A 15,183-nucleotide genomic window follows, 5' to 3' on the forward strand; every position below is an offset into this window, starting at 1 on the left:
AATTAAAAGCATAAAAAACCGCTCGTTTGAGCGGTTTTTTGTTTTCGGAATCAGGGACGGCCAGCAAGTAAGCTTGGTTCATCGATAGCGGTGCCGGTTGCAATGATCTGTAAGAGCCGTCGTTGACTGGCTGTCAGAACCGCCGGATCAGATTCACCCCTTATTGCATGCGCTTTTTTCTTCCTGGGGGATTTTTTTATTTCTTTGCGCATATTCCCACCTTGGTTGATCAATATTTGAGCTTTTTTCACAATACTAGGCTCCCTACTGTTTTGACAAGGCGACCCTCGTTATCCAAACCGAAGCCGAGTTGTTCGTAAATTGGTATTGCTCCCTGGAATGGTTCTTGAGCCTCGATCAAGCTACTGCCAATGATGCGGGCGTATTGCTCAATTGCCAGAACGGATAGCGGTGCAACACGGTTTTTCAATGGATGTGTTTCTCTTGGCCGCCCCTCCAGTCGTACGATTCGGATGCGTTGTCGACTTTTATTCGGGTTGGCGAAGCAAAGTCCGCACAGTTCAGATTCAAACCAGATTGCGATGTCGAGAGCGAGAGGTTCGCGCGCTTTCCATCCAATGACTTCTTCCCATGAAAAATGTGGGCTCTCCCAACACTCAAAAGCACTCAGTGCCAACGAGTCGATGGGTTCGAAACGTACTTTCGAAAGGTCAAGCGTTGTGGGGCCAGCCATCTCCAGGTCAATCTGGAGTTGAGTCGTGGCAAGGCGGGCAAGCTTCCTGGCTTGCGATTTGTACAACTGATACCGCAGATGATTCCGTTCCCTTGGCATTTGATCTCGCGCATTCCATGTCCCCCATCAATGGTCGTTGCAATTGCAAACGAGCCTATGCGCCTGCCTCCTGCCTGTCGCTACTGGCCCTTTGTCCAAGTCGTTGCAATCCATGTCCCGCGCTGGTTATAGTCGGCGCTCGTGAGTCCCACGACTCACCTTTCAACCCTTCAAAAAAGATCAGCCCAGATGCCTGCATCCTTCATCAACGCGGTACTCGATTCAGCGGTCAACGCTGGCGTCGTGCCGTGCGGGAATCAGCAGCCTGTGCAGATCAGTCATTACCCTCCACCTGTCAGTAGCACGCCGGTGTGCGCAGTCGTATCACCGCCGGGCGTTGGTGTTTCGGGCTGATCAGCGTTATCTGCTGACCCCTGTGCCCGCCTGAAAAAACCTACTGAATTTCAGCTTCGGCTGAGTTGGCTATTTGCCTGACTACAGGTGGTATTCATGTTTGTCCTTTCGAAAAAGTCCGCGCTCGCGGCGGCGTCCACGAGCCTGTTCGTTCTGCTGTGGAGCAGCGGGGCGATCTTCTCCAAGTGGGGGCTGGCCCACGCTTCGCCCTTTGCCTTTCTGCTGATCCGTTTTGTGATTGCCCTGTGCGGGCTGGTGCTGCTGGTGCCGTTGCTCAAGCTGAAACTGCCCAAGGGCGGCAAGCCGATGCTGTACGCGATGGCCACCGGCGTGGTGCTGTTGGGGGCTTATCAGATCTTCTATCTGCTGGCGCTGGATCTGAAAGTCACGCCCGGAGTGATGGCGACCATCATGGGCGTGCAGCCAATTCTCACGGTGGTGATCATGGAGCGGCAGCGCTCGGCGAGCCGGATGTTTGGGCTGGCGTTGGGATTGGCCGGGTTGATCATGGTGGTTTACCAGGGCATCGGTCTGGCCGGGATGTCGCTGGCGGGAATGTTGTTCGGGCTGCTGGCGCTGGCGAGCATGACCTTCGGTTCGATCATGCAGAAGCGCATCACCGACAACCCTCTCGGCACGCTACCGATGCAGTATCTGGCGGGGCTGTTGCTGTGCGGGATCTTCGTGCCGTTTCAGCCGTTCCACTTCGAGCACAGCGCCGGTTTCATCGTGCCGGTGTTGTGGATGGGGCTGGTGGTTTCCGTGCTGGCGACGTTGCTGCTGTATCGACTGATCGCCCGGGGCAATCTGGTGAATGTCACCAGCCTGTTTTATCTGGTGCCGGCCGTGACGGCGGTGATGGACTATCTGATCTTCGGCAATCGCCTGGCCGCGTTGAGCGTGCTGGGGATGCTGTTGATCATCGTCGGTCTGGTGTTCGTGTTCCGTAAATCGGCGTAACCGCCGCGCATGAAAAAGGCCCGGTAGGAAACTCCCGGGCCTTTGTGCATCTGCGAATCAGCGGGCGGTGATTTCTGCCGGTTTCACCACGGCGGGTTTCAGCACCAGCCACAGCGCAATCGCGATCAAGACCCCGCCATACACGTGCGCCATCGACAGCGGCTCATCGAGAAAAAGCGCCCCCCACAGCACGCCGAACGGCGGAATCATGAAGGTCACGGTCATCGACTTCACCGGCCCGATGGAACTCAGCAGGCGGAAGTAAATGATGTAGGCAAACGCGGTGCAGCCCAGACCCAGGCCCAGCAGCGACAGCCAGACATTCCAGCCACCCCAGCTCACCGGCGGTTGAGTGATGACGCTGTATCCGAACAGCGGCAACAGGAACAGGGTCGCACCGAGCATGCTGCCCAGCGCCGACAGACGACTGTCGAGCCCGCCGGCCTGATCCAGCCAGCGTCGGGCGAGGAACCCGGCGAAGCCATAGCAGGTGGTCGCGAGCAGGCAGGCAACGGCGCCCATCAACAGTGGCAGATCGAACGCGACCGGGCCGGCGCGGGTCAGCACACCCACCCCGAGCAGGCCGAGGAACACCCCGGCGAGTTTGGCCAGCGTCAGTTTTTCACTGAAGAACAACCCGCCGATCAACACGCCCATCAACGGCGTGGTGGCGTTGAAGATCGCCGAATAACCGGCCGGCAGCACCTGGGCGGCGACTGAATACAAGGTGGCCGGCACGCCGGAGTTGATCACGCCGAGCATCATCACGGTCTTGAGTTTGCCTTTGAAATCCCAGTTGATGCGCATCAGCCCGAGGATCACCAGCAGGCCGACGGCGGCAATTGAAACGCGGAAGAAACCGGTCGGGACCGTACCGATCGCGGGAGCGATGATGCGCATGAACAGGAAGCTCGCGCCCCAGATGGCAGCCAGCGACAACATGCGGAAAATATCGACAGGGCTCACGGGCCACTCCTTCCTTGATCGGGACGAGAGTGTTGCCGAGGGCCCCGGCGATGGCAACCGCTAATCGGGCATTTAATTGTCTGATCAGATCACGAAGCGCGTCACCAAACCGTTCAGGTCGACGGCCAGTCGCGACAGTTCCTGGCTGGCGGCAGACGTCTGGGTGGCGCCGGCAGCGGTCTGGGTCGACAGATCGCGGATGGTCACCAGGTTTTCGTCGACTTCCCGGGCCACCAACGCCTGTTGCTCGGCGGCGCTGGCGATCACCAGGTTGCGCTGGTTGATCTGCGAGATCGACGCGGTGATTTTCTCCAGAGCCTGGCCGGCGCTGTTGGCCCGGCGCAGGGTGTGGCTGGCCTGCACGGCGCTGGTTTGCAAAGCGCCGACGGTGGCGCTGGTGCCTTGCTGAATGCTGCTGATCATCAGCTCAATTTCTTCGGTGGAGTTCTGCGTGCGCTGGGCCAGCGAGCGGACTTCGTCGGCAACCACTGCAAACCCACGCCCGGCCTCGCCGGCCCGCGCGGCTTCAATCGCCGCGTTAAGCGCCAGCAGATTGGTCTGTCCGGCGATGCCGCGAATCACTTCCAGCACCTTGCTGATGTCCTGGGCCTGGGTCGCAAGGCCCTCGGCCTGTTCGGACGCACCGAGCACCGCGCTGACCAGTTCCTGAATCGAACTGATGGTTTCGCTGACCTGCACATGCCCATGCTTGCTGTCCTCGTTCGAGGCTTCGGAGGCTTCGGCACTGGACACCGCATTGGCGGCCACTTCATCGACCGCCGTACTCATCTCGGTAACCGCCGTGGCAGCCAGTTCGATCTGGTCATTCTGTTGTTGCAGGCCGCGGGTGCTCTGCTCCATCACCGAACTCATTTCCTCGGCGGCGGAGGCCAGTTGTTGTGCCGACTCGCTGATTCCGCGAATGGTCGAACGCAGATTGTCCTGCATTTCCGCCAGCGCCGTGAGCAACTGCGCCGCTTCATCACGACCCTCGCTTTCGATGCGACCACTGAGGTCTCCCGAAGCAATCCGCCGCGCCACGTTCAGCGCCTGATTGATCGGCGCAGTGATGCTGCGGGTCAGCAACCAGGCCAGCAGCAACGTGGCAATCAGGGCGATGACGATGATTGTGGCGACGATCCAAAGCGCCTGCTGATACATCGCCGCTGCAGACTTGGCGGCGGTATCCGCACCTTGCTGATTGAGGCTGATCATTTGCTCCAGCGTTTTGTCGAGTACCCTGCCTTGGGGCGCCAGTTCATTGTTGAGGCGCGTGTAGGCCTGTTCGTTTTGTCCGGCGTCGAGCTGTTTGATGATCTGGTCGAGGATGCTCAGGTACTTGGCCGTATCGGCGCTCAGGCTATCCAGCATTGCCCGTTCCTGATCGTTGGCGATCAGGGCTTTGTGGTCGTCGAGGCGTTTGAGCAATTCCTGGCGTTGCGCGGTGAGAAGGCCCTTGCTGCGTTCGCGAACGGCAGCCTGGGTGCTGGTGATCAGGCGCAGGGATTCGAGGCGGATGCTGGCGATGTTCGCCGCCGCGTCATGGATGCTTTCTATGCTGGGCATCCACGATTCTTCGATCACCGCCGCGCTCTCGCGCAGGGTTTTCATCTGGCCCAGGCCGAACAGGCCGACCACCACCAGCAGACTGGCCAGAACGGCAAAACACAAACTGGCGCGCAAACCGATGCGCAGATTCCGGATAGTCATCAATGTGCTCCTTGGGCGTTTGGGGAGAGGTCGTCCTCGTGAGCCGAGGATCTTGTTGTGAGGCGGGTGATGGCGGGCTGTATATCAAAGTGCCACTATCTTGGTAAGACCAATTGCTGTAGGGAATGGACAGGCATGAACAACTCGGGCAAAAGCGCGGGCTAGAGATGTCGCCGCTGAATTGGATCCGAAACCCAGAGAAGACGCGGGCTGGCGCCCAGTGGTGGGGGGAACCGAAGTGGGTGTTTATTGACCGAACGGTCGATTAAAAAAACTTTGATAAAAACTGTGTCGTTGTACAAGCCGCAAGAGGATTTGGCAGAGATTGCGCTTCTCCTGCGCCCGCTTCCGTGGCTAAGCTCAGGCCTTCGAGCACAGATTCTCCAATTCCCGCAGAGGTCTCATCTATGCCGCAGCAATGGCCAGCCACCGACATCGCCCGTCTGATCCTCGATGGCTTTGACGATTATCGCGAGCATTTCCGGCGGATCACCGACGGCGCCCGGGAGCGTTTCGAGCAGGCCCGCTGGCAGGACACGCAAACGGCGTCGGCAGCACGGATCAACCTCTATGAAGAAAAGGTCGGTGAAACCGTCGCCCGCCTGCGCGAGTATTTCGAGCCGGACACCTTGATGGACGTCACCTGCTGGCCGCTGGTGAAAAGCGCCTACATCAGCATCATCGACCTGCGCTTCGACGATGAGCTGTCCGAGACCTGGTACAACTCGATTTTCTGCGGCCTGTTCAGCCACGACCTGATCAGCGACGGCTGCATGTTCATCCACACCACCCGGCCAAGCCTGCGTCGGGCACGGGCCGCGCAAACCCGCACCTATAAACCCCAAGGGCAGATATCGGGCATGCTCGCGAGCATCTTTGCCGATTACCGGTTCAACGAGGCCTACGCCGATCTGCCCGGTGACTTGCATCGCCTGGAAGCGCAACTGCGCGAGAATCTGCCGGACTGGGTGTGCAAGGATCCGGAACTGAGCGTCGAGCTGTTTTCCTCGGTGCTGTACCGCAACAAGGGCGCGTACCTGGTCGGGCGCATCTACACCAACGACGATCAATGGCCGCTGGTGATTCCGCTGCTGCACCGCGAAGGGCGGGGGATTCAGATCGATGCGTTGATCACCGACGAAGCCGATGTGTCGATCATCTTCTCGTTCACCCGCTCGTATTTCATGGTGGATGTGCCGGTGCCCGCGGAGTTTATCGGTTTCCTCAAACGCATCCTGCCGGGCAAGCACATCGCCGAGTTGTACACCTCGATCGGTTTCTACAAGCACGGTAAATCCGAGTTCTACCGGGCCCTGATCAATCACCTGGCCAACACCGACGACCAGTTCATCATGGCGCCGGGCGTGCGCGGCATGGTCATGAGCGTGTTCACGCTGCCGGGCTTCAATACCGTGTTCAAGATCATCAAGGACCGGTTCTCGCCGTCGAAAAACGTCGACCGCGCCACAGTGATCGAGAAGTACCGACTGGTGAAAAGTGTCGACCGCGTTGGGCGCATGGCCGATACCCAGGAATTCGCCGACTTCCGGTTTCCCCTGAGCAAGTTCGAGCCGGCGTGCCTGGCGGAACTGCTGGAAGTCGCGCCGTCCACGGTGTCGCTGGAAGGCGAAACGGTGTTGATCCGCCACTGCTGGACCGAACGCCGGATGACCCCGCTCAACCTGTATCTGGACAACGCCAACGAAGCCCAGGTACGCGAGGCGCTAGAGGACTACGGGCTGGCGATCAAGCAACTGGCGGCGGCCAACATCTTCCCCGGCGACATGCTGCTGAAGAACTTCGGCGTCACCCGCCATGGTCGGGTGGTGTTCTACGACTACGACGAGATCTGTTTCCTCACCGAAGCGAACTTCCGCCACATCCCGGCGCCGCGCACGCCGGAGGATGAAATGGCCTCCGAGCCTTGGTATTCGATCGGGCCGCTGGATGTGTTCCCCGAGGAGTTTCCGCCGTTTCTGTTTGCCGATTCGGCGCAGCGCAAACTGTTCGATCAGTTGCATGGCGAGTTGTACAACGCTGATTACTGGAAGGGATTGCAGGAGGCGATTCGGGCGGGGAAAGTGATTGATGTTTTCCCGTATCGGCGCAAGGGTCTTGATAACGAGTAACCCCCCAAAAGCAAGCCCTCACCCCAGCCCTCTCCCGGAGGGAGAGGGGGCCGACCGAGGTGTCTCGGATCAAACATCGACCTGAAAGACCTTGGCGATTATGGATTCGGTAGAGTTCTCTCAGGTCAAACATCGACCTGAAAGATCTTGGCGATTATGGATTCGGTGAGGCTCGTTCAGGTCGGCGTAGCTCTAAAGCACCCCCCGATCAGTCCCCTCTCCCTCCGGGAGAGGGCTAGGGTGAGGGCAGCAATCCCCCAGACACGCCACAAATCCCGCAAATCTGCGACAATCGCGTCCTTGCGCCACTAGACGACCGAATTGCGTACCCGATGACCGACGAATCGCCCTCCATCGACAAACTGCTGAAAAACCTCGATCACGCCATGCTCGCCGACCGCCACCGGCTGCGGCGGCAGTTGCTTGAGCTGCGCAAGAAACCCGACGAGGCCAAGCTGGCCCGGTGGGTGGCGCGCATGCAGGCGTCCTGCGATCAGGTGCTGGCGCGCAAGGCCAGCCTGCCGGTGATCCGTTACGACGACAGCCTGCCGATCGCGGCCAAGCGTGACGAAATCAAGAAGGCCCTGGAAAAGCACCAGGTGCTGATCATCGCCGGCGAAACCGGCTCGGGTAAAACCACCCAGTTGCCGAAAATCTGTCTGGAAATCGGTCGCGGCCAGCATGGTCTGATCGGCCACACCCAACCTCGGCGGATCGCAGCACGCAGCGTGGCCAGCCGGGTGGCCGAAGAACTCGGCACGCCGCTGGGCGCACTGGTCGGCTATCAGGTGCGCTTCGAAGACCAAAGCGATTCGAACACCCTGATCAAACTGATGACCGACGGCATCCTGCTGGCCGAAACCCAGAACGATCGCTACCTCGAACGCTACGACACGATCATCGTCGACGAAGCCCACGAACGCAGCCTCAACATCGACTTCCTGCTCGGTTACCTGAAAACCCTGCTGCCGCGTCGTCCGGACCTGAAAGTCATCATCACCTCGGCGACCATCGATCTGGAGCGTTTCTCCAGGCATTTCGACGATGCGCCGATTGTCGAAGTGTCCGGCCGCACCTTCCCGGTTGAAACCTGGTATCGCCCGCTGACGCTTGAGCAGGACGAAGAGGGCAACCGTGTCGAGGACGACCTGACCGTCGATCAGGCGATCCTCGCCACCCTCGACGAAATCGCCGCTTACGAGCGTAGCGAGCGCCGCAGTCCCGGTGACGTGCTGGTGTTCCTGCCCGGCGAGCGCGAGATCCGCGACGCCGCCGACATGCTGCGCAAGGCCCAGCTCAAACACACGGAAATCCTGCCGTTGTACGCGCGCCTGTCGCCGGCCGAGCAGCAGCGGATTTTCCAGTCGCACCCGGGTCGTCGTGTGGTGCTGGCGACCAACGTCGCCGAAACTTCGCTGACCGTGCCGGGCATCCGTTACGTGATCGACAGCGGCACCGCGCGCATCAGCCGCTACAGCTACCGCGCCAAGGTTCAGCGGCTGCCGATCGAAGCGATTTCCCAGGCCAGCGCCAACCAGCGTAAAGGTCGCTGCGGCCGGGTCGAGCCGGGCATCTGCGTGCGCTTGTACAGCGAAGAGGATTTCCTCGGTCGCCCGGAATTCACCGATCCGGAAATCCTGCGCACTAACCTCGCGGCGGTGATTCTGCAGATGCTCCATCTGCGCCTTGGCGAGATCACCGATTTCCCGTTTATCGAGCCGCCAGACGGCAAGGCGATCAGCGACGGTTTCAACCTGCTGCAAGAACTCTCGGCGGTGGACCGCAACAGTCAGCTGACCCCGCTCGGCCGCCAATTGGCGCGCCTGCCGGTGGACCCGCGCATGGGCCGTATGCTGCTGGAAGCGGCAAAGCTCGGCAGCCTGCAGGAAGTGCTGATCGTCGCCAGCGCCATGTCGATTCAGGACCCGCGCGAGCGTCCGCCGGAGCGTCAGCAAGCTGCCGACCAGGCTCACGCCCAGTGGAAAGACGCCGACTCCGACTTCGCCGGGCTGGTCAATCTGTGGCGCGGTTTTGAAGAGCAGCGCCAGGCGCTGACGGCGAGCCCGCTGCGCAACTGGTGCCGCAAGAATTTCCTCAACTACCTGCGTCTGCGCGAGTGGCGTGATTCCCATCGGCAGTTGAGCCTGATCTGCCGCGATTTGCAGCTGAGCCTCAATAAAGAGCCGGCGGATTATCCGAAGCTGCACAAGGCGGTGCTGGTCGGCCTGCTCAGCCAGATCGGCCAGAAAACCGAGGACGGCGACTATCTTGGCGCCCGTCAACGGCGGTTCTGGATTCACCCGTCGTCGGGCATCGGCAAGAAGCGCCCGCAGTGGGTGATGACTGCCGAACTGGTGGAAACCACCAAGCTCTACGCGCGGATGGTGGCGAAGATCGACGCCGACTGGATCGAGCCGCTGGCCGGACATCTGATCAAGAAGAACCACTTCGAACCGCACTGGGAGAAGAAGCGCGGCCAGGTCGTCGCGTTCGAACAGATCACCCTGTTCGGCCTGATCGTGGTCGGCCGTCGACCGGTGCATTACGGCCCGGTGGACCCGGTGGTTTCGCGCGAGCTGTTTATTCGTGAAGGTCTGGTGCGGGGCGAGATTCAGTCCCGGGCCAAGTGCCTGACCGCCAACAAGCAATTGCTCGAACAGCTCGACGAACTGGAGGCCAAGGCCCGTCGCCGGGACATTCTCGCCGACGAGGAAACCCTTTACGCGTTCTATGACGCGCGGCTGCCGGCGGAGATTCACCAGACGGCGACGTTCGATAGTTGGTATAGGGTCAACAGCCAGAAAGATCCGCAACTGCTGATCATGCGCGAGGAAGACGTGCTGGCCCGCGAAGCCAGCGAAGTCACCGCGCAGCATTACCCGGACACGCTGCACATCGGCGATCTGGAACTGGCCCTGAGTTATCACTTCGAACCGAATCACCCACGCGACGGCGTGACTTTGCGTGTGCCGGCGCCGCTGTTGCCGATGCTGCCGCCGGAACGCCTGGAATGGCTGGTGCCGGGGCTGATCGAGGCCAAGTGCATTGCGCTGGTGCGCAACCTGCCCAAGGCCTTGCGCAAAAACTTCGTGCCGGTGCCGGACTTCATCAAGGCCGCGCTGCAACGCATGACGTTTACCGAAGGTTCGTTGCCGCAAGCGCTGGGCCGCGAACTGCTGCGCATGACCGGCGCGCGAGTCAGCGATGAAGCCTGGGCCGAAGCGGCGCAGCAAGTCGAAAGTCACCTGCGGATGAACCTGGAAATCGTCGACGGCCAAGGCAAGTTCCTTGGCGAAGGCCGGGATCTGGCCGAGCTGACCGCACGTTTCGCCGAAGCCAGCCAGGCTGCTTTGGCCGTGCCGCAGAGCGCGAAAAGCCAGCAACCGGTGGAGGCCAAGGTCTTCGCGCCGGTGGCGGAAAAGACTCAGCAGAAGATCGCCGGGCTGTCGATGACGGTCTATCCGGCGCTGGTGGAAGAGGGCGGCACGGTCAAGGAAGGGCGTTTCTCGACCCCGGCCGAAGCCGAGTTCCAGCACCGCCGCGCCTTGCAACGTCTGTTGATGCAGCAGCTGGCGGAACCGGCCAAGTTCCTGCGCGGCAAGTTGCCGGGCCTGACCGAACTGGGCCTGCTCTACCGCGAACTGGGTCGGGTCGATGCACTGGTCGAAGACATTCTGCTGGCCAGCCTCGACAGCTGCATTCTCGACGGCGAAGACCCGTTGCCGCGTGATGGCGCGGGTCTGGCCGCGTTGGCCGAGCGCAAGCGCGGCAGCTGGACCGAGCACGCCGAGCGCGTGGCACGCCTGACGCTGGAAATCCTCAAGCTTTGGCACGGCCTGCAAAAACGCTTCAAGGGCAAGATCGACCTGGCTCAGGCGGTGGCGCTCAACGACATCAAACAGCAGCTCAGTCATCTGGTGTATCCGGGGTTCGTGCGGGAAACGCCGATGCTCTGGCTCAAGGAGTTGCCGCGCTACCTGAAAGCGGTCGAGCAGCGTTTCGAGAAACTGGGCGCGCAGGTGCAGAAGGATCGGGTGTGGAGCGGCGAGCTCGCCGGGCTCTGGACGCAATACCAGACCCGCGCCGCCAAACATGCGCAGGAAGGCAAACGCGATCCGCAGCTCGAGCTGTATCGCTGGTGGCTGGAGGAGTATCGGGTTTCGCTGTTCGCCCAACAGTTGGGGACGAAAGTGCCGATCTCCGACAAACGGCTGAACAAGCAGTGGAGCCAGGTCGAACAGTGACACTGATCGTTCCCACGTCGAGGCGTCGAACCGTCTGCGTGGGAATGCCTTCGGGGACGCTCCGCGTCCAGTGACGCGGAGCGTCACGGGCTGCATTCCCACGCAGGAGCGTGGGAACGATCATTGCGCGTCGATCTTGAGAAAGACGCCAAATGGCCACGGTTATGGCAAACTTCGCCACCATAAATGCCGTTTTCGCGTCCCAGAGCCTTCGCCGGGCCGCGCAACGGAATAAAGCGATGCCAGGTTTTTGCGTCCCTTATACGGGAATGGACCCTTTGCGTGTTGGCACGTCGGTGCCAGCACTTTCTGCCTGAACAGATTAGAGAAACGACCATGCATAACGTCGTCATCAGCGGCACCGGCCTGTATACCCCGGCCAACAGCATCTCCAACGAAGAGCTGGTGCAGTCTTTCAATACCTACGTCGCCCAGTTCAACGCGGACAACGCCGACGCCATCGCCAGCGGCGAAGTCCAGGCCCTGACCGAGTCCAGCGCCGCGTTCATCGAAAAAGCTTCCGGCATCAAGAGCCGCTTTGTCATGGACAAGGATGGCATCCTCGACCCTGCGCGCATGGCGCCACGTCTGCCGGAACGTTCCAACGACGAATGGTCGGTGCTCTGCCAGATGGCCATCGGCGCTGCCGAGCAAGCCCTGCAGCGTGCCGGCAAGACCGCCGCTGACATCGACGGTGTAATCGTCGCCTGCTCCAACCTGCAGCGCGCCTACCCGGCCATCGCCATCGAAGTCCAGGAAGCGCTGGGCATCCAGGGTTTCGGTTTCGACATGAACGTTGCCTGCTCGTCGGCGACTTTCGGCATCCAGCAAGCCGCCAATACCGTGCAACTTGGCCAGGCTCGGGCGATCCTGATGGTCAACCCGGAAGTCTGCACCGGTCACCTGAATTTCCGTGACCGCGACAGCCATTTCATCTTCGGTGACGCCGCCACTGCCGTGATCATCGAGCGCGCCGATCTGGCAACGTCGAAACACCAGTTCGACGTGGTCAGCACCAAACAGCTGACCAAGTTCTCCAACAACATCCGCAACAACTTCGGCTTCCTCAACCGCGCAGCGGAAGAGGGCATCGGCGCCCGCGACAAACTGTTCGTGCAGGAAGGCCGCAAGGTGTTCAAGGACGTGTGCCCGATGGTCGCCGAGCTGATCGGCGAACATCTGGAAGAGAACAAGCTCAACGTCGGTGACGTGAAGCGCTTCTGGCTGCACCAGGCCAACCTGAGCATGAACCACCTGATCGTGCGCAAGTTGCTGGGTCGCGAAGCCACCGAAGAAGAAGCCCCGGTGATTCTCGACACCTACGCCAACACCAGCTCCGCCGGTTCCGTGATTGCGTTCCACAAATATCAGGACGATCTGGCGGCCGGCTCGCTGGCGGTGCTGAGTTCGTTCGGTGCCGGTTACTCGATTGGTAGTGTGATTCTGCGTAAACGCTAAAATCGGGTTCATTTCCTCTTAATCGCGCTGACGTTTCCTACATCCGAATCGGCGCGAACGCTGTAATTTTCGAAAGTGGCGGCAGGCGAAGTCCTGCCGCTATCATTTTCGAAGTCAGGAACAGGGGATTGATGGATGGCAGTTGACGACACCCGATTGCTTGAGCGGCTGCTCGCCGGTGAGCAGAAGGCTTTCAAGGAGCTGGTCAGCACCTATCAAAGCCCCATGCGCGCGGTGGCCTACGCGATTGTCGGCCAGCGCCATGTCGAAGAAGTGGTACAGGACGCCTGGCTGTCGGTGGTGCGTAATATCGGCCGTTTCGAGGGGCGCTCCAGTCTCAAGACCTGGCTGCTGACCATCACCGCCAACTCGGCCAAGAGCCGCTACAAACTCAATCGTCGCGAAGTGTTGCTGGATGATCTGCCGTCACCCCACGGCACCATCGACGATGATCGTTTTTCTCCCGGCGACGGCCACTGGCTGGTTGCACCGTTTGCCTGGCACCAGGACACGCCTGAAGCGTTGCTGACGGAAGGCGAGCTGCGTGAATGCCTCGAGCACACGTTGTTGAGCCTGTCGGAACTGCAAAGCAGCGTGCTGTTGCTGCGCGAACGCCAGGGCCTGGAGCTGGAGGAGATCTGTAATCTTCTGGAGATCTCGCTCTCCAATGTCCGCGTGCTGCTGCATCGGGCACGTTTGAAGGTCTTTGCGACCGTGGAGCATTTTGAGGAGACGGGAGAATGTTGACCTGCAAGGAGCAAGTGGCGCGATCCAGCGATTATCTCGATGGCCAGTTGAGCTTTCGCGAGAAACTGATGGTGCGTCATCACCTGATGTTCTGCCGCAATTGCCGGCGTTTCATTCGCCAGATGCGTTTGATGCAGGCGACGTTGCGGGCAATGCCGCAAAAGCCTGAAGAGGGCGTGGACGCGTTGGCCGAACAGTTGGCACAACTGCGGCGCGAGGATAGTCCCTGAAACACAGACTGGCGCGGCCGCAGCGAACGGATGATGGGGATCGCTGAGGTCGCGCCAGTCTGTTGAAGCCTCTTCAAACGATGGAACCGGATGTCCAACCCATCGTTTGAAGTCTGTTGCCGGGTTGCTTAGAACTTCGCTTCCGCATCCAGCTGCAGGGTGTTGGTGTCTGCATCACGCTGGGTACGGCTGGAGAAGTCGGCCTTGGTCAGGAAGTAAGTCGCACCGATGGCGAAGTTCTTGTCGATGTCGTAACCGACCTTGAACTTGTGGCCACGGGAACCGGTGGTGCCGTTGGCGAAGTCCGAATCGGTGAAGGCGCCGACCACAGCGTTGCGCTGCACGTCACGATAGTTGTAGTCGAGGTTCAGGCCGAAGACTTTCGACTTGGCACCTACCAGCCACGCGGTGTCCTGATCGGTCACGGCATCGTTGTTCTTCACGTACTGCCCGTAGAACGACAGCGGCATTGGCAGGCCGCCGATGTCGACCTGGCTGAAGCCTTCGTACAGACGGAATTCGTTGTCGGCCGAGTTGCCGTTGACGGCCAGGGCGCACGGCGTGGAGGTGCCGGTGCAACGGCTGTCTTCGTCGTTCTGGTAGGCGTAGACGCTGCCGCCCAGGGTCAGTTTCAGGTTGTCGGTGATGGCAAAGCGGCTGCCCAATTGGCCGGCGGTCAGGCGCAGGTCGTGACGGAACTGCACGCCGTCGCCGTCGACGTTGTCCTTGAGGTTGTAGTTACCCAGGCTGCCGAACAGTTCGACGCTGCTGCCCAATGGATACTTGTAGGTAACGGCCAGACCTTCCGGGTTGATGTCGCTGTCCCAGATCACGTCGCCCATGCTCACCCAGGGTTGCAGCATCTTGCCGCCGATGATGTGCAGGTTCTTGATCTGATCCGGGTGGTAGTCGATGTAGCCCAGGTCGAGCCAGATCTGCTTCTTGTCGAAGTAGTTGTCCTGGTCCTGGTTGGTCGAACGGGCGTCGTCGCCGCCGCCGGTGGCGATACGGATGCCGGTGTCGACTTGCGGGTTGATCTCGGTGTAGGCACCCAGACGGGCACGGATGCGCTGACGATCCTTGTCGCGGCCGCCGTTGTTCGGCTCGCCATCGATCTTGATGGTTTCCTGACGGATACGCACGTCGCCCTTGAACTGGGTCTTGGCGGCCCAGGCCAGTTTCTGGTCGAAACTGCTGAGCTCGTTGGTTTTCTTCGCGGTCGCCGCGATTTGCTCGTTGGTCTCTTGCTGCGCCTGCTGCGCGATTTGCTGGGCCTTCTGATCCTTGGCCAGTTCAGTTTGCAGTTCAACGTACTGCGCCTGGGAAATCGAACCGTTAGCCTTGAGCATGTCGAGCAGTTTGGCGTCGACTGCGGCACTGGCCGGTACACTCATGGCCAGCAACAGGCCACCGCACAGGGCCGCCGCAGTTTTCGTGGAAGCAAGACGCATAGCAATCTCCGAAGATGAAAAGGGGATGGCTGAACCATCCTGGGCACAACCGACGGTTTGACGGTCGGAAAACAGTGTCCGGGGTAGAACCCGGCGCTCTAAAAACAGGCGCCAGTATCGCGATGGTTTATGACAGAGCAG

General features: G+C 60.4%; 11 protein-coding genes. 6 read left to right on the forward strand and 5 right to left on the reverse strand.

Going from position 1 to position 15,183, the window contains the following annotated elements; translation table 11 throughout:
* Positions 1–50: 50 nt before the first annotated feature.
* Positions 51–251, reverse strand: coding sequence for a hypothetical protein (locus AC07XZ_RS03405; RefSeq protein WP_102685988.1), 201 nt, complete (start codon positions 249–251; stop codon positions 51–53).
* Positions 248–793 (reverse strand): hypothetical protein, encoded by a 546-nt coding sequence (locus AC07XZ_RS03410; RefSeq protein WP_039772608.1) that lies wholly within the window; start codon positions 791–793, stop codon positions 248–250. The genes AC07XZ_RS03405 and AC07XZ_RS03410 overlap by 4 nt, the downstream gene beginning before the upstream one ends.
* Positions 794–1,243: 450 nt before the next feature.
* On the opposite strand from AC07XZ_RS03410, the gene AC07XZ_RS03415 reads away from it, so the two are divergent.
* Positions 1,244–2,107 carry a DMT family transporter gene (locus tag AC07XZ_RS03415; protein WP_102685989.1) on the forward strand — a complete coding sequence of 288 codons (864 nt, stop codon included), beginning with the start codon at positions 1,244–1,246 and terminating at the stop codon, positions 2,105–2,107.
* A 57-nt stretch (positions 2,108–2,164) separates the two neighbouring features.
* Here the strand turns inward: AC07XZ_RS03415 and AC07XZ_RS03420 are convergent, their stop codons facing one another.
* Positions 2,165–3,073, reverse strand: coding sequence for a DMT family transporter (locus tag AC07XZ_RS03420; protein WP_102685990.1), 909 nt, complete (start codon positions 3,071–3,073; stop codon positions 2,165–2,167).
* An 84-nt stretch (positions 3,074–3,157) separates the two neighbouring features.
* Positions 3,158–4,783, reverse strand: coding sequence for a methyl-accepting chemotaxis protein (locus AC07XZ_RS03425; RefSeq protein ID WP_102685991.1), 1,626 nt, complete (start codon positions 4,781–4,783; stop codon positions 3,158–3,160).
* Between the two features lie 407 nt (positions 4,784–5,190).
* On the opposite strand from AC07XZ_RS03425, the gene aceK reads away from it, so the two are divergent.
* The 5 genes from aceK (at position 5,191) to AC07XZ_RS03450 (ending at position 13,591) form a co-directional block, all read left to right on the forward strand.
* Positions 5,191–6,912 carry a bifunctional isocitrate dehydrogenase kinase/phosphatase gene (gene aceK, locus AC07XZ_RS03430; RefSeq protein WP_007956529.1) on the forward strand — a complete coding sequence of 574 codons (1,722 nt, stop codon included), beginning with the start codon at positions 5,191–5,193 and terminating at the stop codon, positions 6,910–6,912.
* 332 nt (positions 6,913–7,244) lie between these two features.
* Positions 7,245–11,156: an ATP-dependent RNA helicase HrpA gene (gene hrpA, locus AC07XZ_RS03435; RefSeq protein ID WP_102685992.1), complete on the forward strand. Its 3,912-nt coding sequence runs from the start codon at positions 7,245–7,247 to the stop codon at positions 11,154–11,156.
* Between the two features lie 336 nt (positions 11,157–11,492).
* A complete protein-coding gene (locus AC07XZ_RS03440) occupies positions 11,493–12,614 on the forward strand; it encodes a beta-ketoacyl-ACP synthase III (protein WP_102685993.1) in 1,122 nt (373 codons plus the stop codon).
* A gap of 135 nt (positions 12,615–12,749) precedes the next feature.
* A complete protein-coding gene (locus AC07XZ_RS03445; RefSeq protein WP_085747189.1) occupies positions 12,750–13,361 on the forward strand; it encodes an RNA polymerase sigma factor in 612 nt (203 codons plus the stop codon).
* Positions 13,355–13,591, forward strand: a complete 237-nt coding sequence (locus tag AC07XZ_RS03450; protein WP_085747188.1) for an anti-sigma factor family protein — start codon at positions 13,355–13,357, stop codon at positions 13,589–13,591. Before AC07XZ_RS03445 ends, AC07XZ_RS03450 begins: the two co-directional genes overlap by 7 nt.
* Before the next feature lie 128 nt (positions 13,592–13,719).
* Here the strand turns inward: AC07XZ_RS03450 and AC07XZ_RS03455 are convergent, their stop codons facing one another.
* Entirely contained in the window at positions 13,720–15,042 is a 1,323-nt protein-coding gene (locus AC07XZ_RS03455) for a putative porin (RefSeq protein ID WP_039772596.1), read from the reverse strand.
* Positions 15,043–15,183: the final 141 nt, after the last annotated feature.

The organism is Pseudomonas sp. GW458-11-26-14-LB4 (assembly GCF_059423925.1).

What these genes read in the sequence shown, in the direction of transcription:
- AC07XZ_RS03425 (WP_102685991.1), bottom strand. Translation starts at nt 4,783, where the DNA reads ATGACTATCCGGAATCTGCGCATCGGTTTGCGCGCCAGTTTGTGTTTT.
- AC07XZ_RS03445 (WP_085747189.1), top strand. Translation starts at nt 12,750, where the DNA reads ATGGCAGTTGACGACACCCGATTGCTTGAGCGGCTGCTCGCCGGTGAG.
- AC07XZ_RS03450 (WP_085747188.1), top strand. Translation starts at nt 13,355, where the DNA reads ATGTTGACCTGCAAGGAGCAAGTGGCGCGATCCAGCGATTATCTCGAT.
- aceK (WP_007956529.1), top strand. Translation starts at nt 5,191, where the DNA reads ATGCCGCAGCAATGGCCAGCCACCGACATCGCCCGTCTGATCCTCGAT.
- hrpA (WP_102685992.1), top strand. Translation starts at nt 7,245, where the DNA reads ATGACCGACGAATCGCCCTCCATCGACAAACTGCTGAAAAACCTCGAT.
- AC07XZ_RS03455 (WP_039772596.1), bottom strand. Translation starts at nt 15,042, where the DNA reads ATGCGTCTTGCTTCCACGAAAACTGCGGCGGCCCTGTGCGGTGGCCTG.
- AC07XZ_RS03440 (WP_102685993.1), top strand. Translation starts at nt 11,493, where the DNA reads ATGCATAACGTCGTCATCAGCGGCACCGGCCTGTATACCCCGGCCAAC.
- AC07XZ_RS03410 (WP_039772608.1), bottom strand. Translation starts at nt 793, where the DNA reads ATGCCAAGGGAACGGAATCATCTGCGGTATCAGTTGTACAAATCGCAA.
- AC07XZ_RS03415 (WP_102685989.1), top strand. Translation starts at nt 1,244, where the DNA reads ATGTTTGTCCTTTCGAAAAAGTCCGCGCTCGCGGCGGCGTCCACGAGC.